We start from the raw sequence: 20,598 nt of genomic DNA on the forward strand, positions 1-20,598 counted from the left end.
TGATGGATCTCTCGCCGATGACTCCGGTGTTACGGGTGAGCGTGATCATAGAAGTGCTTCCTGTAGGACCCCGGCGGCCGTATCGCTCCCCGCGAACTCCGCGACCCCGATCACCTCCGCGAACCCGCAATCGCGCATGACCTCGATCCCGATCTCGTGCAACCGGGGCGTCTGGGCGGCGCAGCAGTCGTGCAGCAGCGTGACCGGCAGGTCGCGCATGATCGCCGACCGCACGGTGGTCTCGACACAGAAGTTGGTCACCACACCGCACGCGACCAGTTCGGTCACGCCCATACCGCGCAGCAGCGGATCCAGCGAGGTCCACTGGAAGGCATCGAGCCGGGCCTTGTCGACCACGAGATCATCGGGCCCGCAACCGAGTTCGTCGAGCACGTCGCCGTCCCAGCTGCCGGCCCGCAGGCCTCCCGCGGCGGCGATGTCCGGGGTGCGTTCGGCCAGCCAGGGTCCCTGGTCCGCATAGCCCGGCCGGTACACGTGCCGTGTGAAGACCACCGGCATGCCGATCCGGCGAGCATGCGCCACGGCCGTCGCGGCGGCAGCGACCGCCGCATCGTTCCCGGCCAGGCCCATGCCCAGCCGCGGCAGCGAGCCCTCGGGATGGCAGAAACCGTTCTGCATATCGATCACCAGCAGCGCTTTCATCACGCGACCTCCAGTTCGGGTTGTTCGGTTCGGGGTATGGCGGGCATGCCGAGCACGACCGAACCCCTCGGTGGCCGCCAGGCATTCGGTTTGCAGGCGTCCTTGCAGGCGCCCTCGGTCGAGCAGCACAGCGAGCACACGGTGCCGCCGTGGAAGGGGCAGGTGGCCATGTCGACGACGTCGTAACTGCCCGCGCACACCGAGCACGGCAGTTCGCCCGCGTCCTGCGGCAGTTGGGAGACCCGCGCGACGTACCAGCGGCCCCGGGTCGCCCAGGCGATCACCGGCGGCAGGACCAGTGCGATGACGAGCGCGACGAACGGGGACAGCGCCGCCGCGGTGCTGCCGAAGACGCGATAGTAGGCGACCATCGACACGACGCCGGCGATGATCATCGATCCGAAGCCGACCGGATTGACGTTGTACAGATGCGCCCGATGGAAGACCAGTTGCGGCGGCGCGAGTTTCAGCCATCGCTTGTTGATCACAAGATCCGACACCATGGCCGCGATCCACGCGATGCCGATGTTGGAGTACCAGGCCAGCACCTGGACGATGTGCTCGAAGATGTTGATCTCCATCAGCACCAGCGCGAGCCCCACTTGGAGGAACACCCACGCGGCGCGCCCGGGATGGCGGTGCAGCACCCGGGAGAAGAAGTTCGACCAGGACAGCGAACCCGAATAGGTGTTCATGATGTTGATCTTGATTTGGGAGAGCAGCACCAGCGCGCCCGCCAGGATCAGCGCCGCCGTGTGATTGCCGGTGACACGCTGATACACCGCGGTGAACAGGTCCACCGGCACGCCGACCCGGCTCGCGTCCAGCGTCGTGGAGGCATAGCCGACCAGCAGCGTGGAGGCGAAGAAGATCCCCATGGCGAACAGCGCGAACCCGGGCCCGCCGAAGATCACCGCCAGCCGCCACCGGCCTCGCTTGCCGTCCTCGGGATCGGGCATCAGCCGCAGGTAGTCGCCCTGCTCACCGACCTGAGCGGCCAGCGACAACTGCGCGGCGGCGATCGCGAACACCGCCAGCACCGTCACCCCCACGGCCCCGCCGGGCGCCACACTCGCCGGATGCACCATATGGCGCCCGGCATGCGGCGCCGTCGCCGCCGAGCCCAGCGCGAGCCCGATCAGCACGATCCACAGCGGCCAGGTCCACGCCTGGAACTTGGCGCTGAACGACATGCCGTAGAGCGTCAGCGGAATCATCACCGCCGACACCACGACGTAGGAGGCGTGAATGTCCAAGTGCGTCAAGGCCGTCAGCGCCTGCGCCATGATCGCGCCCTCGTAGGCGAGGAAGATCAGCGTGTACGTGGCGTAGACCAGCGAGGTCACCGTGGAGCCCAGATAGCCGAAACCCGAACCGCGCGTGAGCAGATCGATGTCGACGTGGCGGCGCGCGATGGTGAACGCGATGACGAGCGTCAGCGGCAACGTCGCCAGCGCGGCAACGCCGAAACCGATCAGCGCGTTGGCGAATCCGAACGCGTCCACGAACGCCGCGTCCAGCGCATAGCCCGCCATCGCGGAGATCCCGACCAGACAGGACAGGAACACCATCCAGGGAGACCACCGGCGAAACGCCGCCGGCGTATATCGGAGTGAATAGTCCTCCATTTTCGGATTGTCGGTAAAGCCCATGTGCCGATCCCTTCACTACGGTGAGGTCGACGGTGACAGCGGCGTATTTCGCCCGGGTGTCTGATTTCGTTTCGCCTGGTTACGCCGGGTCGGGCGGGCGCGGAACGCCTCGGAACTCCCGTTATGCGGAAATCGAAATGTATTCCGCCGAATTCACCGGGTGCTGCGCCACCGGCGAGAAACGAAACACCGTCATCGGGGCTCGACGGCAGCCCGAAACTCAGCTGACGGTGGTCCGCCGCCGGCGATTCATGGGCAGTGCGGCGGCCGGTGAGCTGCCGCTTCACATCATGGTCCACACGTCTACTGTGATCTTTGCGGTGGCTGACGTGAGACGGAGGGAAGCCGATGCTGTGGGACAGCGGCGTGCTGGATCATGACGAGCTCATCGAGCGGATCGATCGTATCGATACCGATCGTCCTGGGCTGGAGCACGGTTATACCTGTGAGGTGATTGCGCGGGAGTACGTGCAGCATGGGGTGGAGCCGCAGTTCTCGGTCACCAGCATGGCTTCCTTCGGCCCCAGACTTACTGTGGCCGAACGTTTCTGGCGCCTGACGCTGGTCGAGAGCCCGCGGGTGAGCACCGCCGCGCAGTGCGCCGCCTGGATCGCCGATCATGTGGACTGGCATATGCGTGACGAGCTTTCCGCCCGGTGGGGTCTGAGTTTCGGGCTGGCGTGCCGGGATCGGGTGGAGTCCCTGAAGGAGGTCACCGCGGCGGCGCCCGAGATCGGCGCGCAGCGGGACGGGGAGAGCCGCGCGGCGTTCACCGCGCTGTTCCATGCCGGCCGATTGCGGGCGAACTGGAATTTCTACGACATGTATCGTTTCCTGGACTCTGATTTGGTGAAACTCGCAGGGCCGCATCGTGGGTCGGCGATCTTCCTCGCACTGCGCGGATTCGCCGCGCTGGGCAGCCGCGCGTTCATGTACCAGCAGGGCTGCGAGCTGCTCGCCCAGGCGTGGGCGGCGCCGGATCGCGGCCGCTCGACGGTGGAATTGGTGACGAACGCGCTGTGTGTCGGCCGTCCGTTCCCCGGGCAGGGCAAGATGCTGATGCGGTACGCGAACGAGGCGGTGGGGCTGTATCCGGCCTACCACGCGATGCGGTACTGGCTGGCGTTCGGATACACGATGACCGGTGACCACCGCGCCGCGCTGGACGCGATCGATACCGCGCTGGAGCTGCTGCCGACCGCGGGGTGGCACACCGGTCATCAAGCATTGCGCGAGCAGTACATGGGATTCCGGGTGGATGTACTGCGCCGTGTCGCCCTGTCCTGACGCGGTCAGTGCGGGGCGACGAGATCCGCGGAGGCGGCCCACAGCCCGTCGATGATCGCGCGATCGTGGGCTTGCGGCGCCTCGCGCCCCTGCGCGCGGTGACGGTCGAAATAGACACCGTTGATCTCGGGGTCGGCGCCGCGGCGGGCCAACGCGATCAGCGGCGTGGCTCCCTTGGCGGGTGTGATCGTCCCGAGATGGCGCAACGGAGTGCGATAGAGCAGACCGACCGCGAAGGAGTCCCTGCCGAAACTCGACGCGACCGGGCCGGGATGCACTGCTGCGGAGACGATTCCGTCGTCCGACCAACGCTCGGCGATACCGCGGGTGAACAGGATGTTCATCAACTTGCTCGTCCCGTACGCGCGCATTTGGAACGCGCGGCGGCGCTGGAGGTCGAGATCGGACAGGTCTACGCGGCCGGCACGGTTGCCGGCACTCGAGGTGTTCAGCACCAGAGCGCCCTTGGCCGCGGCGAGCCGGTCGTGCAGCGCGGTGGTGAGCAGAAAGGGGGCGAGATGATTGATCTGGAAGTTGGGCTCGTGCCCGTCGACGGTGTGCCGCGCCGGCTCGAACATGCCGCCCGCATTGTTGATCAGCACATCGATCGTGCCCGCCTGCTCGGCGATCTGTCCGGCGAGCGCGCGCACCTCGTCCAGAACGGCGAAATCGGCGGTGAATGCCGTGGCGCCGGTCTCCTCCGCCACCGCGGCGAGTTTTCCCGCCGACCTGCCGGTGATGATCAGGTCGACATCGGGCGCGGCCAGAGCGCGCGCGGTTTCCGCGCCGATGCCGTCGCTGGCACCGGTTATCACGACAGTCCGTCGGGAATTCATCGTTCGTCTCCTGGTCGATTCGGGATCGGGGCCGCTGGGGCGATCCGCGGTTTCATCTCTCGTCGAGGGCGGGTTCGACCTCAATGAGTAGGTGCGGGAGGCATTTTGCGGAATCGGCCCAGGCGCTCAACCGGATGGTAGTGGAGATTCCGGTAATCGGAGGGCGGCGATAAGCCGCTCCCCGGCACTAGGCTCGAAGTTGTGAGCGATAACGAGCTCGGCGCTTTCCTGCGCTCCCGCCGCGAGGCCCTGCGCCCCGACGACGTCGGATTGCCGCCGGGCAACCGACGCCGCACCCCCGGCCTGCGCCGAAGCGAGCTCGCGACGCTGGCGGGAGTCAGCATGGAGTATCTGGCCCGCCTGGAACAAGGCAGGGACCAGCATCCCTCGCGTCAGGTCATCGGCGCGCTCGCGGAGGCGCTGCGCCTGTCGCCGAACGATCAGCATGAACTCCGCCGACTCGTGAAGGCCGCCCGCGGCATACAATTGCCCGCCGAACAGTGCACGGCCGCCGAACCTCCGAGTACCGAGATCCGCCCGACCATCCGGACGCTGCTGAACCGACTCGAACCCACACCGGCCGTCGTGGTCAACCGGCTGACCGACGTGCTCGCGCACACCGAGGGGTTCGCACGGCTCATGGCGCCGATCGGCCTGCTCGACCGGACCCCCGCCAACCTCGTCCACTTCGCACTCACCGATCCTCGCGCCCGTACCGCTTATCCGGACTGGGAAGCGATCGCCGACGCCAGGGTCGCGTCCCTCGGGCTCTCACACCGCACCGACCCGCACGCCGGCCGCTTGGTCGACGAGCTGACCACGCTCGCCGCGACCACATTCACCGATCGCGCGAACGCCTCGCCGTCCCCACCGGCACGGACCGGTGTCGAATCACTGCGCCACCCGGACGCCGGCGAACTACGCCTCGCGTTCGAGACGCTGATTCTCCCCGACACCGACAACCTGCAGCTGACCGTCTACCTACCGGCCGACGAGAGCACCTCGACGCGGCTCGACGGCCTGCTCCGGACCGGGCCGATCGCACTACCGCCCCTGGCAGACGACATCGCAACCGGCTCGACCGGCCGTTTCTCCGGCAAACACCCCCGCAGCACCAGCCGAGACCCTATCGACCAGTGAATCGCGACGTGTCTATACGCTCTCGACAGCCCGCGTCAGGAACAGAACGATCGGTAGCCGGCCACCACTGAGGTGAACACCCGAGTGCGCCGATCTCGTGCGGCGCCTCGAGACGGAGTCGACGCGGACCGTGCCGATACTCGTGAGCACGGACTCATCACAGCCGCCCACCGGGCGAAGCTCTGACCTGCCCAACACCCCAGAGCGGACAACCGGGTAAACGCTCGCTCGTCGGCATGGCAGTATATGGGGGTGTCCATCGGCTCGCCGCGAGCCGATTCGTCACGCAGATGTATGACCGACCGGCACGCCTGTTCACCGGGTGTCGGTCTGATAGCCGCATCCTGGTTGTTGTCCGTCCGGCCGCTGAGATGATGCCTGGTCGGATTCGGTTCGACAGACGATGGTGAAACCCCGACGGTAGTGAGGCAGGCGGATGCGGCCCGTGGTGATGGAGAGTGCTGCGTCTAGGCGTGGCAGCGAGTATGCCGTGTTGTTGCGGCGGGTGCGCTCGGCCGGGTTGTTGAATCGGCGGTTGCGCTATTACCTCTGGCGTAGTGCGCTGACCGCCGCGGCGTGGGTGATCGGATGGATCGCGTTCGTCGTGGTCGGCGACTCCTGGTGGCAGCTCGCTGTCGCGGTGTTCCTGGGAGTGGTCTTCCCGCAGTTCGCGTTTCTCGGGCACGACGCCGGACACCGGCAGATCTTCGGCACCAGGCAGGCCAACTACCTGTACGGCGCGATCTTCGGCAACCTCGCCATCGGGGTGAGCATCGGCTGGTGGACCAGCAACCACAACCGGCATCACGCCCACCCCAACACCGAGGGCGAGGACCCCGACATCGAGGGGGTGCTGGCCCATTCCAGCGAGCGCGCCCGCGCCGGCCGGGGCATCCGGGGCCTGATCTTCCGATACCAGGCCTGGTTGTTCTTCCCCATGCTGTTACTGGAAGCCGGCAGCCTGCACATCCAGAGCGCCAAAGCGGCGATCCGATGGCCGATCCCGAATCGCGCCCTGGAGGCGACGCTGCTGGCCGCGCACGCCGTCGGATATCTCTGCGCGGTGTTCCTGATCCTGTCCCCCGCCAAGGCGATCGTCTTCATCGCCGTGCAACAAGGCCTGTTCGGCCTCTACATGGGCTCCACATTCGCACCGAACCACAAAGGGATGGCGGTCCTTTCAGCCGACGACGCCACCGACTTCCTGCGCCGTCAGGTACTCACCTCCCGCAACGTGCGCGGCGGTCCGTTCATCGATACGGCGATGGGCGGCCTGAACTACCAGATCGAACACCACCTGTTCCCCTCGATGCCCCGCCCCAACCTGCGACAAGCCCAACCACTGGTCGAACAGTTCTGCGCGGAACTCGACCTCCCCTACTGCGAAACCACCCTCCTCGGCTCCTACTCCCAAGCCCTCCGCCACCTGCACTCCGTAACCCGAACCCCCGAACCGGTCGAGATCGCGACCGAGGCTGCCTCGGCTTCTGCACCGATAGGTTTCGCCACCTCCGCGACGTCGCATGATCCCCGGCCTGAATCGGCCAACTGACCGGACGATCGACACCGTTCGGCTGTGCTGCGCCGGACGGCGTCGATGTGCACCCATCGGCGGGACGCGGTAGCGGGACGCTCGAGGCCCGATCGGCTGCCCCGGCATCGATCCACCGCCTGCCGGAACCCGACAAAGGTAATAGCATGCGGGTCCATGGTTGGAGGTCCGCGGGTCGGCTTGTTGTATCCCACCCCGAATGCCGGTGAGGACGATTTTCTGGATCTGGCCGCGGTGCTTCGCCCCGCGCTGGATCTCGAGGTCGTCTACTTTCCGTGGCCCGACGACGTGGACGACTTGGCCGCGATGGATATCGGACGGGTTATCGATGCGCTGCGTCGGCTGGGCTCGGCACAGCATCTGGAGCGGGTTCTGCCCGATGCGGTCGGCGAGCGGCGTCTCGACGCGGTCGCCTTCGCGGTGACCAGCGCCAGTTTCTTGGACGGGCCCGGCGGTGTCGAACGACAGCTGCGCGCCATCGAGCGCGTTGTCGGATGTCCGGCCACCAGTACGACCTTCGCGTTCCAGCAGGCGATTCGTCACTTGGCGTTGAGCAGGGTCGCCCTCGCTTCGGTGTATCACGCCGAGGTGTCCGAGCATTTCGTCGCGCGGGTGCGGGAAGCCGGCGCCGAGGTGGTCAACCGTGTCGACGCCTCGGCGCGCTCGGATCGGGAACTCGCGAAATGGGCTCCGGAACAGATCGTCGATCTCGTAAAGAGGAGCGCGCACCCAGGGGCGCAAGCGGTACTACTCCCGGAGACGGCCCTGCACGCCAGTCACCTGACCACAGAACTGGAACAGGCCGCGGGCTGTCCGGTCCTCACGGCGACACAGGTAACCCTCTGGGCCGCAACCCGATTGACAGGCAAGCCGACCGTCGCCGCCGAGGCTGGGCCACTGTTCGAACAAACCGATGATCCGACCGCGAGATCGTGACCGGCCCAGGTGCCAGCCGGTCTCGCAGGTCGCCTACGCCTGACCGGTCTCGAAACGGCTGATCTTCCCGTCCGAAACGGTGAACCGCCACGCCGTACGCATCGCGCCCCAGCGGTCGTTCGTGTAGTTGGCGACCAGGGCACTGCCGTTGTCGGCGACAGATTCGATGTCCATCCGGCCGTTGCTGCCGAAGACCTCGCTCTGCACCCAGTCTCGCAGATCGCGGTCGGCGCCGTCGTCGGACATCGTGGCGTCCGGAGTGAGCAGACCGAAGAAACCGTTGCTATCGCCGGCGTTGAGGACCTCGACGAACTCGGCTACCACGGGGTCGATCTGATTCACAGTGAACTCCTCCGGGATGGTGGGTACTGCGCGAGGTCTATGCCGCTTCGGCCGCGCCGGTGATGTTGCGCGTCATGCCTCCGAACACTATCGCGTGGAACGGAGAGATCGCCTTCCAGTAGAGGTGGCCCGCCAGCCCACGCGGTTCGAACAGCGCGCGCTGGCGGTATATGGTGCCGTCCTCGTCCTGGTCCACGCGCAATTCCAGCCAGGCGCGGCCGGGCAGGCGCATCTCCGCGCGCAGCAGCAGCACGTGCGGACGTTCGATGCGCTCGACCCGCCACCAATCCAATGCCTCCCCGGCACGTAGCCGGTGCGGATCCCGGCGGCCGCGGCGAAGCCCCACCCCGCCGGTCAGCCGGTCGATCCAGCCCCGCAGCGACCATGCCAGCGGAAACGAGTACCAGCCGTGATCACCGCCGATGGCTTCGATCACCGCCCAGAGCCCGGCGGGATCGGCGGAACTGCGTCGTTCGCGCTGGTCGGTGTAGAGGGAACCGCCCGACCATTCCGGGTCGGTGAGCAGCGGCGCGGACGGCTCGGTACCGAACTGGTCGGCATCCGACCAGCGGGTCGGCACATCCAGATTCCGGATCTTCGCCAGCGCCAGTTCCACCGCGTGCCGGTAACCGATCAAGCCGTTCGGCGGATCCGGAATGTGTTGAGCTATCGCGTGATCGGCGCAGACCACGTCGTTGACGAGGGACTCCATCAACGGCACCGCGATCGCCTTGGGCACCGGCGTGACCAGGTTGACCCATTGCGCCGACAGCCACGGAGTCAGCACCGGGACCGGGATGATCACCCGTGGCGGCAACCCGGCCACGGACGCGTACTCGTGCATCATTCGCGTGTAGCTGAGCACATCGGGTCCGCCGATATCGAATGTGCCGACAACCTCATCGGGCAGTTCCGCCGCCCCGGTCAGGTAGTACAACACGTCGCGCACGGCGATCGGCTGGATGCGGTTGCGCACCCACCGCGGAGTCACCATCACCGGCAGTCGCTCGGTGAGATAGCGCAGCATTTCGAAACTGGCCGAACCCGACCCGATGATCACCGCGGCCTGCAGCGCGATCGCGGGAACCGATCCGGCGAGCAGGATCCGGCCGACCTCCGCGCGGGAGGCCAGATGCCGCGACAACTGCTGACCGGGCGGGGTGATGCCGCCGAGATAGACGATCCGGCGCACACCCGCCCGCGCCGCCTCGCCGGCCACCACCTCGGCGGCCCGCCGATCGACCTCGTCGAAGTCGGTACGAGTCAGCGAGTGCACAAGGTAATACAGCACGTCCGCGCCGGTCAGGGCGGTGGCCACGTCCTGAGCGCGCGTCACGTCGCCACGCACCACCTCGACCTTCTCGCGCCACGGCGCCTCGGCCAGTTTCCCCGTATTACGTGCCATGACCCGGACACGATAACCCGCGCCCAGCAATTCCGGCACCAGCCTGCCCCCGATATAGCCCGTCGCCCCGAACACCACACAGCGCATACCGTTCCTGACCTCCGGAATCTCTCCCGCATCGGCTCGATATCGATCCATGACCAGGTACCCGTACCCGACCATCCTGCCACGTGGAATTGCTGCGAGTTCGCGGGCCCATGCCTCGGTTACGACCCCAGGGCTCGAGACGGGTGTTCCTCAGTCGGTCATTGCGGATACTCGATAACACCCTCGCGGCCAAACGGCGGTGACCGTATCAGCGACATCAACTCCGTCACGGGACAGAGCGATCGGATTCGGTTGTCGCCCAACGGCGCTGGAGCAGGGCGATCTCCCTCCGGACCACCCCGCTGCCGGGCGATTGCCGCAACAGCCGGACTTGCTGTTGATACGACCGCTCATCGGCGTGACCGGATATTCGCCGGAGTAGTCGCGCCGTCGGCACGCTGAAGATCTCCTGAACGAAATCATCTTCGCAGCAATGGATTTCGTGCCGGGCTGTACATTGACCGGATGAGGATCGGCACTGAGCGGCAGTGGTTGCCTCGATACGGGGAACAGGACATCGGCACATGATCAATCGGACAATGGTGGCACCGCTGGCGCTGGCGCTCGGCGTCACAGTTCTCGGAGTTATCGGAGTCGAGGTCGTAGAGCGCCCGGCGATCCTTCAGGTCTTGTCGTGGCTTGTCGCGATGACCGCACTGCCCGGTACAGTGACCTACTTGCTGACGCGGCGCGACTTCGGCAGCCGGGGTGCGGCATTGGCCACGGTGGGGTGCGTGATCCTGCTGGGCGTGGGCACGTGGTTCGGCTTCGTCTTCGCGTATTTTGCCTTCTTCGTCGCCGCAGCGCTCTATCTGCTGCTACGCCGATCGGTTCGGTTCGGTCCGGCTATCGCGATGTCGACGGCCACGTTCATGGGCGGGCTCGTAGTCTCCTCGCTGGCGATGTCCCGCGCGTTGGACGCCATGGGATGAATTGCGGCCGGAAACGTCACAGAGATCGGAAAGGCAAGGAGCGTGCACGCTATGTCTCTCATATTGATAATGCTCGTCGTGTTAGCGGTGATCGTCCTCAGCAGAATTGCCAAAGGCCGCAGGAGATCCCAGTGGCGCGGCTCCGACCCGGGCGACGTGGGGGTCTGGACGCAGGATACGACTCAGCACCACAATCACCACCTCGGCGGACATCACCACAACGGTGGTCATCACACCGGCGGTGGGGGCCACCACGGTGATGGCGGGTTCAGTGGTGGCGGCCACCACGGTTAGCGACTACCACAAACGAGCCGAGCACCCCCCAGGGGAACGCCTGCCGTCGAGTTGACCTGACTTCGACGGCAAGGTTTAGCGTCCGGGACGAGATACGATCCGACCGAGAGGCTCACCCATGAGCAAACCCACTCCCCCAACAGATCCCGCCGTCGCAGCCGACCTGCGCTTCTTCGAAGCACTGCTGACAGCCGACCACACCACACTCGACACAATGCTCGCCCCCGATTTCCTCATAGTCGATGTAGCAGCCGGCAACGTAACGGCCAGAACAGAATTCCTGAACTTCGTCAGCGCCCACGCCGTCCAATTCACCCGCATCACCCCCTTCCCCGACGAGACAGTAGTCCGCCGATTCGGAACAACAACCATCGTCATAGGCCGCACCACAATGGAATTCAACTCCCCCGACAACCCCCGAACAACCACCGCCAGCCGCTACACCCACGTCTACACATCCACCTCAGACACCCTGCTACTGGCATCAGCCCAGGGAACCCCCATACCAACGTAACCGGAAGATATTGCCTCACAATATAACCCCGGCCACTGGCCCACCCTCAGATCATGCGCTCATCCAATATGTTCAACCATGCGTCGAGATGCGAACACTGTTTACGGAGTGCACCGATTCCGAGATCGGCGATCGCCAACGGCCCATCATTCGTCTTGGAGTACTGCGGGCAATAGTTCACCAGCCGCTTGGACGGCGCGGTCTCGGTGCCGTCGTTGACGAACTCAGGGCCGCCGGCAGTCCGGACATCGGCCAGCAACTGCTCGGCGAGTCCGGGCAGCAGATATCCGATCTGCTCTGCCGCTGCGAAAACCCACGTCTCCAGCTCATGCAGAATGAGATTTGGAAGAAAACGCCGATCGGGGATCGTTGTCGCGAGAACATGTTCGAGACACTCAACTCGTTCATGAGGGGACCGCCCGGCAGCAAGGTCAGCCATCCCAGGGGCATCGGAGGGGAAGGCGTAGTAGTCGAACAGGGTCGTTAGGACAGTCAGGCTCGTATCGCTCAGGAGCAGCTTGATCTCACGCTCGATCTTCCCCCAACTGCTCACACCACCACGGTGGTTGGGGCCGCCGGCCGGCCGTTTCGTGGTAAGGACCGAATGGCTGACGCTCCAGCCGCGCGCGGCGAGATACGGCCGGAGGACGTTGGACACGACGATTTCCTCGGTCTGCCCTTCCACCAGCAGATGAAGGCGGCGATACTCAGTCATCAGTGGCCGATTCCTCGTGCGTGGGTCGACCGCCCAGCAGATTCTTTTCCCAGAGTTCACCGAGTGAATATTCGGTGAGCCATGCCTCGAGCGCATCGGGATCGGGGCGGGAAAAGCTCGAGGCGCCGTCTTTTCGCTCGACGACGATCAGGTCGGAGACCTCGAACTGATTCATGAGGGTGACCGACTGGGTGGCGATGAGCACCTGGCTACGCGTCGATGCTTGGCGTAGCAGGCTGGCGAGTTGCACGATCGCGAAAGGATGCAGACCGAGTTCAGGTTCGTCGAGAACCACCAGGGCGGGCAGGTCCGGCTGCAGCAATAGTGTGGCAAGACAGACGAACCGGAGTGTGCCATCGGACATTTGGTTGGCGGAGAAGACGCCGTCGGTGCCCTGCTGTTGCCAACGTAACCGAATGCGATCGTTGCCCTCCGGCTGCAGCACGAAGTCGCGGAAGAATGGCGCGACCAGTGCAATCGCGCCCACGATTCGACGGTAGGCGGCCTGATCGGCCACATCGCTGCTGGACCCGAGCCTGTACAGGTACGCCGCGAGGTTGCCCGCATCCGGACTGAGCCGCAGGTTGTCTGCGGTCGGAACCATTCGCTTCACCGGCGCGTCGGCAGTGGTGTCGTGGAAGTGATAGACCTTGCAGCCGCGAAGCAGATCCAGAACATGACCGGCTGTGCCACCGCCCGGTTCGGCCGTCGGCGTGCTCAGCAGCGTTTCTCTGTGCCCTCGGCCGAGTAGCTGGTCGGAAGGTTCCCGACGACTTGATTCGTGGTGGCGAACAACCTCACTGTCGAAGATCAACTCGTCATTGGCACCGGGAACCAGTACGGCCTCATACGAATTCGGATCGGCGTCGAGCTCCAGCCGAATACGAGAGGTGGCGCTGCCGTGGGTCAGCAGCGCGGATCCACCACCGTTCAAGCCGACGAACAGGCCCAACTCCCCGTCGACGATGCGCCCCAGCATCGCCAGAGCTTGAACGAAGTTACTCTTACCCGCGCCGTTGGCACCGACCAGAATATTCACTCGGCCGAGATCGACCGTGGCGGACCTGATGGAGGTGAAGCCCTCGATCTGGATCTGTTTCAACGGCTGACCTGGCATGGCATCACTCTACGGTGAACCACCGGCGTTCCAGCGTTGCCGGGCTGTTCCGCGCCATGGTTGCACTGCGTCCGTGCTCGGTGCCGTGCATGCTGCAGTGACGAGTTCGACCCACACATGTGGGTCGGTCGCCCACAGATTGTGGGCAACAGCGGGTAGTTCCTCGAACGTGCCCTGCGGGACCAGTGCGGCGAGTTGCCGCAGCGGCCATGCGGGGCGGATGTCGTGCTGCGCGGCAATGAATCTCATAGGGACGGTCGTGTCGGCGAGGCGCCGCAGGAGATCGGGTTCGTGGATCCAGGCGATGAACGACTCGTTCAGTGCCGCGTGAACGTCTGTTTCCCAAGGGATCCCGAGGTCGGCTTCCAGATGCCGCGCGGACTCGTAGATCCGGGACCAAGTGCGGTCCTTGTGCAATCCGTGCCCGGCGATACCGATGACGGAGCGAACGCGATCGGGATGGTCCAGCGCATAGCGTACTGCCAGGTCCGAGCCCCAGGAATGGCCCAGTACCGTCCAGCTGTCGGCGCCTGCGGCCCGTCGAACTGCCTCGAGATCGGCGATTGCCTGGCCCAGATCATGGGGGCCGCCCTCGGAGCGTCCAACGCCCCTGGGTTCCGGAAACCAGGCCCGCATCCCACGAGGCGCCAGCTCGTCATGCTCGAGGTAATGGACGCAGCCCGGTCCGCCGGACAAGACGACGACATCTGGACCACGTCCTGTGGCACCGACGTGCAGCAAGGTCCCATCATCGGCCCGGATCACCATTGATTGCATTCCACCCCTACTCGTCCCCGAAAGAACAGGATCACCGGAAGGCATTATCTCCTGACCGGAGGATCCGCCCAGTTCCGCTGAACTGCCACTCACCATCACCGACCCGGCGGTCATCGCGGCCAGTAGTACTGCGGCGCACCCGGTTCTGGTGCAATCGAGCGGTGAACCAGGTGTTGCAGGAATGGTTTTCGCGATCGACGAAGCGGGACTCGCTGCCGCCGACCCTGCGAGCACGTGGCGCGGGCCCACTCAGGCTCCGCGACAACAAATTTCAACGGGCCGGTCGAACAGCAAGCTGTTTACGCATCCGCCGAGAGATCCAGCGGTGTCCGGGGAATCCCACGCTGGGGATAACGACCGGCCGGAAAGTTGAGCGTACGCGGAACGGGACTCCCGGGGGGAGTGGGATGTTCTCTGTCCAGTTGCCCTCGCTGTCGAATCCTGAGACGAAGAACGCTCCCTGCGGATCTCGGCGGAATTGGCGGATTCTGATCCAGCCGGTACCGGGGAAATGAATCGAGTCGTATTCCGCGATCGAGACGTCTGCGGCCTCGGTGGCGGGGGCGCGGATGCTTTCGGGATGCATCCCTTACGCTCCGTTCTCGGCGGTGGAGAGGATGGCTGCCAGATCGTCGTCGCTCTCGAACGAGGAACCGCGCACCGGTTTCAGGTCGTGGTCGCCGGGTCGATTGAAGATGGTCGGCGCGTCCGCGGCGGCCGAGGTCGCGGCGTCGCGCAGGATCTTGCGCAGGCGCACGATGCCGACATCGCTGGAACCGAGGTGCTCGTTCTCCCGGTCCATGATCGCGCCCTGGCTCTCCTGAACGGCCAGGTCCTCGAAGAACAGGTTGTCGAGGCCGGAGAAGTGGTCGCGACCGAGGGTGTCACGGTCCTGACCCCAGCGCTGCTTGCCGCGCATCTCCGCGGTGAAATCGTCGGGGCGCCGAGTCAGTGGAGCGGCATGTCGTCCCAGCGGCTTTGCGGCGTCGAGCGGATCGTTCTTGTCGTACCAGACCACCCACTGCATGGTGTGCGTGTCGTCGATCGGCACGATTCCGAATGCCGCGCGCTCGTCGTTCTGCGGCACGAAGCACCAGAACGGCGCGACGTACTCGGTGACACGGTAGTAGTGCCCGCCGTTCGGCCGAGGGCGGTCGGCGTAGATCTGCATGCCGTACGGGCGGTCCCGGACGATGATCGACGGCGCGGCCTCGTAGGCCACCTTGTCCTGCCCCGGGAACTGCGTCTTGTGCAGCTGGCCGAGGTGCGCGGTGTCGACCAGCCCCTCCAGGCACTGGACCCAGCCACACCGGGTCACACCGACCACGGCCCGGCAGTGATCGTCGTCCAGACCCATGAAATCCATAGCGGGGAACGGCGGTTCGTCGCCGTCGCCCAGGTACACCCAGATCATCCCGGCCGCTTCGCGCACCGGATGCGAATTCACCGGCAGGATCTCCCGGAACCGGTCCCGCCGGCGTTCCGGCTCGGTCGGCACCGCGACGCAACGACCGCCGCTGCCGAACTCCCAGCCGTGGTATATACAGGTCAGGCTGGAACCGGAGTTGTATCCCAGGGCCAGCGACGCGCGGCGGTGCGGGCACTGCTCGTCGAGGCAGCCGAGCGAACCGTCGTCGAGCCGATAGATGACCATGGGCACGTCAAGTGCCTTCGCGCGCACCGGATCCGCGCCCGGCGCAACCGCGGCGCTGCGCGCCACCGGCATCCAGAAGTTCCTCAGATATGTCCCCATCGGCGTTTGCGGACCGGTGTGGGAGATGTGCGCGTTGTCGGCAATCCCGAGCACTGTTATTCCTTTCGAGGGGGCTGGGCTGTGTCTGGAGAGGTCGAGGCGTCTCAGAGGTCGAGGACCAGTTCGGCGGACCGGCATCGGGAGACGCACGGCAGCATCGTGGTTCCGCTCGCCTGTTCGCCGGAACCGAGCACGAAGTCGCGATGGTCGATATCGCCCCTGACCACCGCGACCTCGCAGGTGCCGCAGATTCCCTCGGTGCATGACGAGGCCATCGGGATTCCGGCGGCTTCCAGCGCATCGAGTACGGAGGTCGAGGCGTCGACGTGCACGCGCTGTCCGGTGGTGGCGATCACCACGTCGAACTCGGCGTTCATCTCCGTGGCGGTGGCCGACTCGGGCGCCTTGAAGCGTTCGAGCCGTATTCGGGTCGGGTCGGTCAGCGCCGCGCCGCACGCGGTCATCAGCGGTTCCGGGCCGCAGCAGTAGACGAGCGCGGTCGGCGGCAGATGTGCCAGCAGTCCCGCGATATCGGGGTATGCGCCGTCCGCCTCGTCATCGGCGTGAACGGTGACCCGGTCCGCGGGAAGCTCGGTGATCTCGTCGAGGAATGCCATGGTCGAGCGGGATCGTCCCGTGTAGAGCAGCCGCCACCGGCGCCCCTGCCGCTCGAGGCAGCGCACCATCGAGATGATCGGGGTGATCCCGATGCCGCCCGCCACCAGAATGTGTTCGGCCGCATCCTGTTCCAACGAAAAGGCGTTTCGCGGACCGTCGACGTCGATCAGCGCACCGACCGGCAGCGCGTCGTGGATGTGGCTGCTGCCGCCCCGCGAATCCGGCTTGCGAAGCACGGCGACGGTCCAGCGTCGTGCGTCCGCCGGATCGGAGCACAGGGAGTACTCGCGCACCATCCCGTTCGGGAGGTGCAGGGCGAGGTGCGCGCCGGGCTCCCAGCCGGGCAGATCCGCTCCGGCGGGATCGACCAGCGTGATGGCGGTGACGCCTTCGGCCTCCCACGACTTCTGCTGAACTCGCAGGGCTCGAGTGCTGTTGCCCATCGATGGCCCCTTCCAGTGCGCTGGCCGACGTCGCCGTCGAGACCTTCACACTTGGGATGAAATGTATCTTAGTCTTAAGGTATTTAAGACCACAGAGCCTCACCGCGCAAGAGGGGGCACCGAGCTTCACCTGAGCGGCAACGACACCGAAACACCCCTGTCATACGCAGTCTTCCGAGGTAGACCCACTGCCGCGAAACCACGTGGCTAGCTCCGCGAAGTGAGCGATATCTTGAACGACCGTTTAATTAAGCTCGACTGTTTTGAACACCCGTTAAAGTTGTGCCCATGACCTCGCAGGTTGAGCAGCAGGCAGTGGGTCGGCAGAACACACGCGATCCGGAGCGCAACCGCCAGGCCGTGCTGTCCGCGGCGCGACAGTTGTTCGCCGCGCAGGGTTACGACGCCGTGAGCATCAGGGCCATCGCCGCGGAGGCAGGGGTGACGGCGGGACTGGTGATGTCGTACTTCGGCACCAAGGACGCGCTGTTCCGCGAGGTGGTCGGCGGCGGTGCCGGCATAAGCACCGGCGTGACCGCCCGGGCCGACGACGGACCGGAACAGCTCGCGCAGGCCCTGGCCCACGCCTACCTGGAGCGCTGGGACCGTCTGCCGCCCGACGACCCCTGGCCCGCCCTGATCCGCTCCGCGCTCACCCATCCGCCGAGCGCGGACATGCTCCGCGAGGTACTGGAGCAGCAGGTGAGCGCCCCCCTGACGCGCCTGCTCGACGGCTCCCCCACCGCCGAAGCGAGCGCCGCGCTGGTGCGCAGCATCCTGTTCGGCGTGATCATGGAGCGCTACCTGTTCGCCCACGAGCCCGCCCGCTCCGTCCCGACCGCGGACCTGGAACCCGCGCTGGCGGCCGTCCTGGCGGTCGCGTTACAAGACATGCCGACGTCCGACGCCGAGGGCCCGGGCGCCGACGCCGTGACACGCATCCTGACGGACTGGCGGACCGAACTCCCCGACATCGACGTCTCGGCACTGGCGGTCTTCGGCCGGCTGCACCGATGCTTCCTGCGCTACCAGGCGCAAGTCGGCCGAGTCGTGGAACAGCGAAACATCAGCTTCGCCGCACTCGACGTACTGACCGCCCTGCGCCGCGTCGGCCCCCCTTACCGCCGCACCGCCGGCGACCTGGCCGCCGCCAGCCTGGTCAGCACGGGCGGGACGACCCTGCGCGCCGGAAAGCTCGAGGAGGCGGGCCTGATCCTGCGCGAACGCGACGAGAACGACCGCCGCATCGTCTACCTGCGACTGACCGACACCGGCCTGGCCTTGATCAACGACCTGGTCGAGGAACACTTCGCCAACGAACTGGACATGCTCGCCGAACTGGTACCAGCCGAACGCAACCGACTCGCCGCGCTGCTCGCCCGCCTGGAACGCTCGTTGGAGGCTTCCGCGCAGCGCAAAGCAGCGATGACGGGCTGATCATCTCCGCTCGAAAGCCGTTGATGTATTCCAAAAAGCATTGGGACCCGCCATGCGTGCTGAGCAGAGGCAACGTGCGGGTCCCGACCGCATGACAACTGGTGCCAGAGGCGGCTCGAAAGAGGAGAGACACCGGTGTGAGTCGGGTGGCACCCTGAGTCCGCGTCGTACCGCGGTACCACTCCCGTTCCGATAGTTCCTGCCGCGGTACGACGGAACTGCTCTCCCGTTCTCATACCTTCGAACATGGAGGCGAGCCGGAGCGGCCGGAGCGCTTGGACGCAGGGACGAGTAATGATCGAGGCGCATCGGCTTACCAAACGGTATGGGGAGAAGACGGCGGTGGATGGGTTGGACTTCACAGTCCGGCCGGGTGTGGTGACCGGGTTTCTGGGGCCGAACGGGGCCGGGAAATCGACCACCATGCGGATGATCGTGGGGCTCGACGCGCCCAGCGACGGGTCGGTCACGGTGAACGGGCGCCGGTATGCCGAGCATTCGGCGCCGTTGCAGGAGGTCGGTGCGCTGCTCGAGGCCCGGTCGATTCATCCTGGGCGGTCGGCCTTCAATCATCTTCTGGCACAGGCGCAGACGCAGGGGATTCCGCGGCGGCGGGTGGACGAGGTGATCGAGATGACCGGGCTGGAGGCGGTGGCCAGGAAGCGGGCCGGCGGGTTCTCGCTCGGCATGGGGCAGCGGTTGGGGATCGCGGCGGCGCTGCTGGGCGATCCGGCGACCGTCATGCTCGACGAGCCGGTGAACGGACTGGATCCCGAAGGGGTGCTGTGGATTCGCAATCTGCTCACGGCGCTCGCCGCTGAGGGGCGCACGGTCTTCGTGTCCTCGCATCTGATGAGCGAAATGGCTTTGGTCGCAGAGCATCTCATCATCGTCGGGCGCGGCAGGCTGCTCGCCGACACGACGGTGGCCGATCTGGTGCGCGAGGCCGGCGGAAACACGGTCACCGTCGCCAGCGCGGATCCGGTGCGGCTGCGGGAGATTCTGGCCGGGCCCGACGTGGAGATCACCGGGCGGAGCGGTTCGGAAACCTTGCAGGTGGCCGGATTGTCCGCGCGCGCAATCGGATTCAAGGCCGCCGAACACGGCATCGCACTGTACGAACTGACCGCGCGGACCGTCTCGCTGGAGCAGGCCTTCATGGACCTGACACGGGACGCCGTCGAATACCACGGCAGCACCGATATCGACACCCTCGGGAGGGCGGCATGACGACCACCATCACGACAGAACCGGCGCCCGCCCAGGCGCAGTCCACCCGGCCCGTCTACCGGGTGACAGCGGCGCGGGTGCTGCGGTCGGAGTGGACGAAACTGTGGTCGCTGCGCTCCACCTGGATCACGCTCGGCATCGGGCTGCTGTTCCTGGTGGGCTTCGGCGTCATCGCCGCCATCCAGTACAAGTCCAAACTGCACTCCGGGCAGATGCTCGACGCGCAGTGGGTCGGCTCGACCACACTGAGTCTGTCGCTGTTCGGCACCAACTTCGCGGAATTGGCACTGGGAGTGCTCGGTGTGCTGGTCGTCGCGGGTGAGTATTCGACCGGCATGATTCGCTCGACCCTGGCCGCGGTCCCGCGACGACTGCCGGTGCTGTGGTCCAAGGCGGCCGTCTACGGCGTGGTCGCGCTGGTCGTCGGCACTGTCGGCGCCTTCGCCACATACCTGATCGACCACTACATCCTCGCCGGTACCCCGGCGGCGCAGTCGATCACGGACGCGGGTGTGCTGCGCAGCCTGTTCGGCGCGGGGCTGTACCTGGCGATCATCGGCGTCATCGGCGCCGCCCTGGGTGTGCTGATGCGGTCGGTGGCGGGCAGTGTCGCGGTGCTGATCGGCGTGTTGCTGCTGGTACCCACCCTGGTCCTGCTGCTGCCGCACAGCTGGCAGAATCACGTCACCGAATATCTGCCCAGCAATGCCGGGCAGGCGATGTTCACCCTGCACCACACCGCGAACAGCCTGTCTCCGACGGCCGGACTCCTGGTCTTCCTCGGCTGGACGGTCCTCGCGCTGGGCGGGGCCGCCTACCGGCTGGCGCGCACCGACGCGTGAGAGGTCATCTGCCCACGCGGCATCGA

Annotated in this window: 20 protein-coding genes; 9 read left to right on the forward strand and 11 right to left on the reverse strand. The window is 66.0% G+C overall.

Features of this window, described 5'->3' with window-relative positions; translation table 11 throughout:
- Positions 1 to 45 precede the first annotated feature (45 nt).
- Positions 46 to 663, reverse strand: a complete 618-nt coding sequence (locus JZ791_RS15140; RefSeq protein WP_216895280.1) for a cysteine hydrolase family protein — start codon at positions 661 to 663, stop codon at positions 46 to 48.
- Entirely contained in the window at positions 663 to 2,291 is a 1,629-nt protein-coding gene (locus JZ791_RS15145; RefSeq protein ID WP_254205751.1) for a purine-cytosine permease family protein, read from the reverse strand. Before JZ791_RS15145 ends, JZ791_RS15140 begins: the two co-directional genes overlap by 1 nt.
- 372 nt (positions 2,292 to 2,663) lie before the next feature.
- Between JZ791_RS15145 and JZ791_RS15150 the strand changes: the two genes are divergently transcribed.
- Complete coding sequence (locus JZ791_RS15150) at positions 2,664 to 3,602, forward strand: hypothetical protein (protein WP_216895282.1); 939 nt, start codon at positions 2,664 to 2,666, stop codon at positions 3,600 to 3,602.
- A gap of 5 nt (positions 3,603 to 3,607) precedes the next feature.
- Here the strand turns inward: JZ791_RS15150 and JZ791_RS15155 are convergent, their stop codons facing one another.
- A complete protein-coding gene (locus JZ791_RS15155) occupies positions 3,608 to 4,438 on the reverse strand; it encodes an SDR family NAD(P)-dependent oxidoreductase (RefSeq protein WP_216895283.1) in 831 nt (276 codons plus the stop codon).
- 201 nt (positions 4,439 to 4,639) lie between these two features.
- Between JZ791_RS15155 and JZ791_RS15160 the strand changes: the two genes are divergently transcribed.
- The 3 genes from JZ791_RS15160 (at position 4,640) to JZ791_RS15170 (ending at position 8,066) form a co-directional block, all read left to right on the forward strand.
- Entirely contained in the window at positions 4,640 to 5,578 is a 939-nt protein-coding gene (locus JZ791_RS15160; protein ID WP_216895284.1) for a helix-turn-helix transcriptional regulator, read from the forward strand.
- 451 nt (positions 5,579 to 6,029) lie between these two features.
- Complete coding sequence (locus JZ791_RS15165) at positions 6,030 to 7,130, forward strand: fatty acid desaturase family protein (RefSeq protein WP_254205756.1); 1,101 nt, start codon at positions 6,030 to 6,032, stop codon at positions 7,128 to 7,130.
- 156 nt (positions 7,131 to 7,286) lie between these two features.
- On the forward strand, positions 7,287 to 8,066 hold the full coding sequence (locus JZ791_RS15170) for a maleate cis-trans isomerase family protein (protein WP_216895286.1): 780 nt from the start codon (positions 7,287 to 7,289) through the stop codon (positions 8,064 to 8,066).
- Positions 8,067 to 8,099: 33 nt separating this feature from the next.
- Here the strand turns inward: JZ791_RS15170 and JZ791_RS15175 are convergent, their stop codons facing one another.
- Positions 8,100 to 8,408 (reverse strand): nuclear transport factor 2 family protein, encoded by a 309-nt coding sequence (locus JZ791_RS15175; protein ID WP_308162936.1) that lies wholly within the window; start codon positions 8,406 to 8,408, stop codon positions 8,100 to 8,102.
- A 37-nt stretch (positions 8,409 to 8,445) separates the two neighbouring features.
- Positions 8,446 to 9,951: an SDR family oxidoreductase gene (locus tag JZ791_RS15180; protein ID WP_254205752.1), complete on the reverse strand. Its 1,506-nt coding sequence runs from the start codon at positions 9,949 to 9,951 to the stop codon at positions 8,446 to 8,448.
- A gap of 473 nt (positions 9,952 to 10,424) precedes the next feature.
- Here JZ791_RS15180 and JZ791_RS15185 point away from each other — a divergent pair, with 473 nt between their 5' ends.
- Positions 10,425 to 10,832, forward strand: coding sequence for a hypothetical protein (locus tag JZ791_RS15185; RefSeq protein ID WP_216895287.1), 408 nt, complete (start codon positions 10,425 to 10,427; stop codon positions 10,830 to 10,832).
- A gap of 81 nt (positions 10,833 to 10,913) precedes the next feature.
- Here the strand turns inward: JZ791_RS15185 and JZ791_RS15190 are convergent, their stop codons facing one another.
- A complete protein-coding gene (locus JZ791_RS15190; protein ID WP_216895289.1) occupies positions 10,914 to 11,120 on the reverse strand; it encodes a hypothetical protein in 207 nt (68 codons plus the stop codon).
- 124 nt (positions 11,121 to 11,244) lie between these two features.
- Between JZ791_RS15190 and JZ791_RS15195 the strand changes: the two genes are divergently transcribed.
- Complete coding sequence (locus JZ791_RS15195; protein ID WP_216895291.1) at positions 11,245 to 11,640, forward strand: YybH family protein; 396 nt, start codon at positions 11,245 to 11,247, stop codon at positions 11,638 to 11,640.
- Between the two features lie 46 nt (positions 11,641 to 11,686).
- Here the strand turns inward: JZ791_RS15195 and JZ791_RS15200 are convergent, their stop codons facing one another.
- The 5 genes from JZ791_RS15200 to JZ791_RS15220 form a co-directional block, all read right to left on the reverse strand.
- A complete protein-coding gene (locus tag JZ791_RS15200; RefSeq protein WP_216895293.1) occupies positions 11,687 to 12,355 on the reverse strand; it encodes a DUF4276 family protein in 669 nt (222 codons plus the stop codon).
- Positions 12,348 to 13,472 carry an AAA family ATPase gene (locus JZ791_RS15205; RefSeq protein WP_216895295.1) on the reverse strand — a complete coding sequence of 375 codons (1,125 nt, stop codon included), beginning with the start codon at positions 13,470 to 13,472 and terminating at the stop codon, positions 12,348 to 12,350. Before JZ791_RS15205 ends, JZ791_RS15200 begins: the two co-directional genes overlap by 8 nt.
- A gap of 9 nt (positions 13,473 to 13,481) precedes the next feature.
- On the reverse strand, positions 13,482 to 14,213 hold the full coding sequence (locus JZ791_RS15210) for an alpha/beta fold hydrolase (RefSeq protein ID WP_254205753.1): 732 nt from the start codon (positions 14,211 to 14,213) through the stop codon (positions 13,482 to 13,484).
- Positions 14,214 to 14,838: 625 nt separating this feature from the next.
- Positions 14,839 to 16,056: a Rieske 2Fe-2S domain-containing protein gene (locus JZ791_RS15215; protein WP_216895299.1), complete on the reverse strand. Its 1,218-nt coding sequence runs from the start codon at positions 16,054 to 16,056 to the stop codon at positions 14,839 to 14,841.
- Between the two features lie 50 nt (positions 16,057 to 16,106).
- Positions 16,107 to 17,063, reverse strand: coding sequence for a PDR/VanB family oxidoreductase (locus JZ791_RS15220; protein ID WP_216895301.1), 957 nt, complete (start codon positions 17,061 to 17,063; stop codon positions 16,107 to 16,109).
- Positions 17,064 to 17,351: 288 nt separating this feature from the next.
- Between JZ791_RS15220 and JZ791_RS46495 the strand changes: the two genes are divergently transcribed.
- The 3 genes from JZ791_RS46495 (at position 17,352) to JZ791_RS15235 (ending at position 20,572) form a co-directional block, all read left to right on the forward strand.
- A complete protein-coding gene (locus tag JZ791_RS46495; protein WP_216895303.1) occupies positions 17,352 to 18,500 on the forward strand; it encodes a TetR/AcrR family transcriptional regulator in 1,149 nt (382 codons plus the stop codon).
- Between the two features lie 294 nt (positions 18,501 to 18,794).
- A complete protein-coding gene (locus JZ791_RS15230) occupies positions 18,795 to 19,730 on the forward strand; it encodes an ABC transporter ATP-binding protein (RefSeq protein WP_216895305.1) in 936 nt (311 codons plus the stop codon).
- Positions 19,727 to 20,572, forward strand: a complete 846-nt coding sequence (locus JZ791_RS15235) for an ABC-2 transporter permease family protein (RefSeq protein ID WP_216895306.1) — start codon at positions 19,727 to 19,729, stop codon at positions 20,570 to 20,572. Before JZ791_RS15230 ends, JZ791_RS15235 begins: the two co-directional genes overlap by 4 nt.
- Positions 20,573 to 20,598: the final 26 nt, after the last annotated feature.

Source organism: Nocardia alni (assembly GCF_019038435.1).
GTDB classification, from domain to species: Bacteria; Actinomycetota; Actinomycetes; order Mycobacteriales; family Mycobacteriaceae; genus Nocardia; species Nocardia alni.

Coding starts and splice junctions, on each gene's coding strand:
- JZ791_RS15155 (WP_216895283.1), bottom strand. CDS start 4,438: ATGAATTCCCGACGGACTGTCGTGATAACCGGTGCCAGCGACGGCATC.
- JZ791_RS46495 (WP_216895303.1), top strand. CDS start 17,352: ATGACCTCGCAGGTTGAGCAGCAGGCAGTGGGTCGGCAGAACACACGC.
- JZ791_RS15220 (WP_216895301.1), bottom strand. CDS start 17,063: ATGGGCAACAGCACTCGAGCCCTGCGAGTTCAGCAGAAGTCGTGGGAG.
- JZ791_RS15170 (WP_216895286.1), top strand. CDS start 7,287: ATGGTTGGAGGTCCGCGGGTCGGCTTGTTGTATCCCACCCCGAATGCC.
- JZ791_RS15230 (WP_216895305.1), top strand. CDS start 18,795: ATGATCGAGGCGCATCGGCTTACCAAACGGTATGGGGAGAAGACGGCG.
- JZ791_RS15235 (WP_216895306.1), top strand. CDS start 19,727: ATGACGACCACCATCACGACAGAACCGGCGCCCGCCCAGGCGCAGTCC.
- JZ791_RS15145 (WP_254205751.1), bottom strand. CDS start 2,291: ATGGAGGACTATTCACTCCGATATACGCCGGCGGCGTTTCGCCGGTGG.
- JZ791_RS15195 (WP_216895291.1), top strand. CDS start 11,245: ATGAGCAAACCCACTCCCCCAACAGATCCCGCCGTCGCAGCCGACCTG.
- JZ791_RS15200 (WP_216895293.1), bottom strand. CDS start 12,355: ATGACTGAGTATCGCCGCCTTCATCTGCTGGTGGAAGGGCAGACCGAG.
- JZ791_RS15180 (WP_254205752.1), bottom strand. CDS start 9,951: ATGGATCGATATCGAGCCGATGCGGGAGAGATTCCGGAGGTCAGGAAC.
- JZ791_RS15205 (WP_216895295.1), bottom strand. CDS start 13,472: ATGCCAGGTCAGCCGTTGAAACAGATCCAGATCGAGGGCTTCACCTCC.
- JZ791_RS15185 (WP_216895287.1), top strand. CDS start 10,425: ATGATCAATCGGACAATGGTGGCACCGCTGGCGCTGGCGCTCGGCGTC.
- JZ791_RS15150 (WP_216895282.1), top strand. CDS start 2,664: ATGCTGTGGGACAGCGGCGTGCTGGATCATGACGAGCTCATCGAGCGG.
- JZ791_RS15140 (WP_216895280.1), bottom strand. CDS start 663: ATGAAAGCGCTGCTGGTGATCGATATGCAGAACGGTTTCTGCCATCCC.
- JZ791_RS15165 (WP_254205756.1), top strand. CDS start 6,030: ATGGAGAGTGCTGCGTCTAGGCGTGGCAGCGAGTATGCCGTGTTGTTG.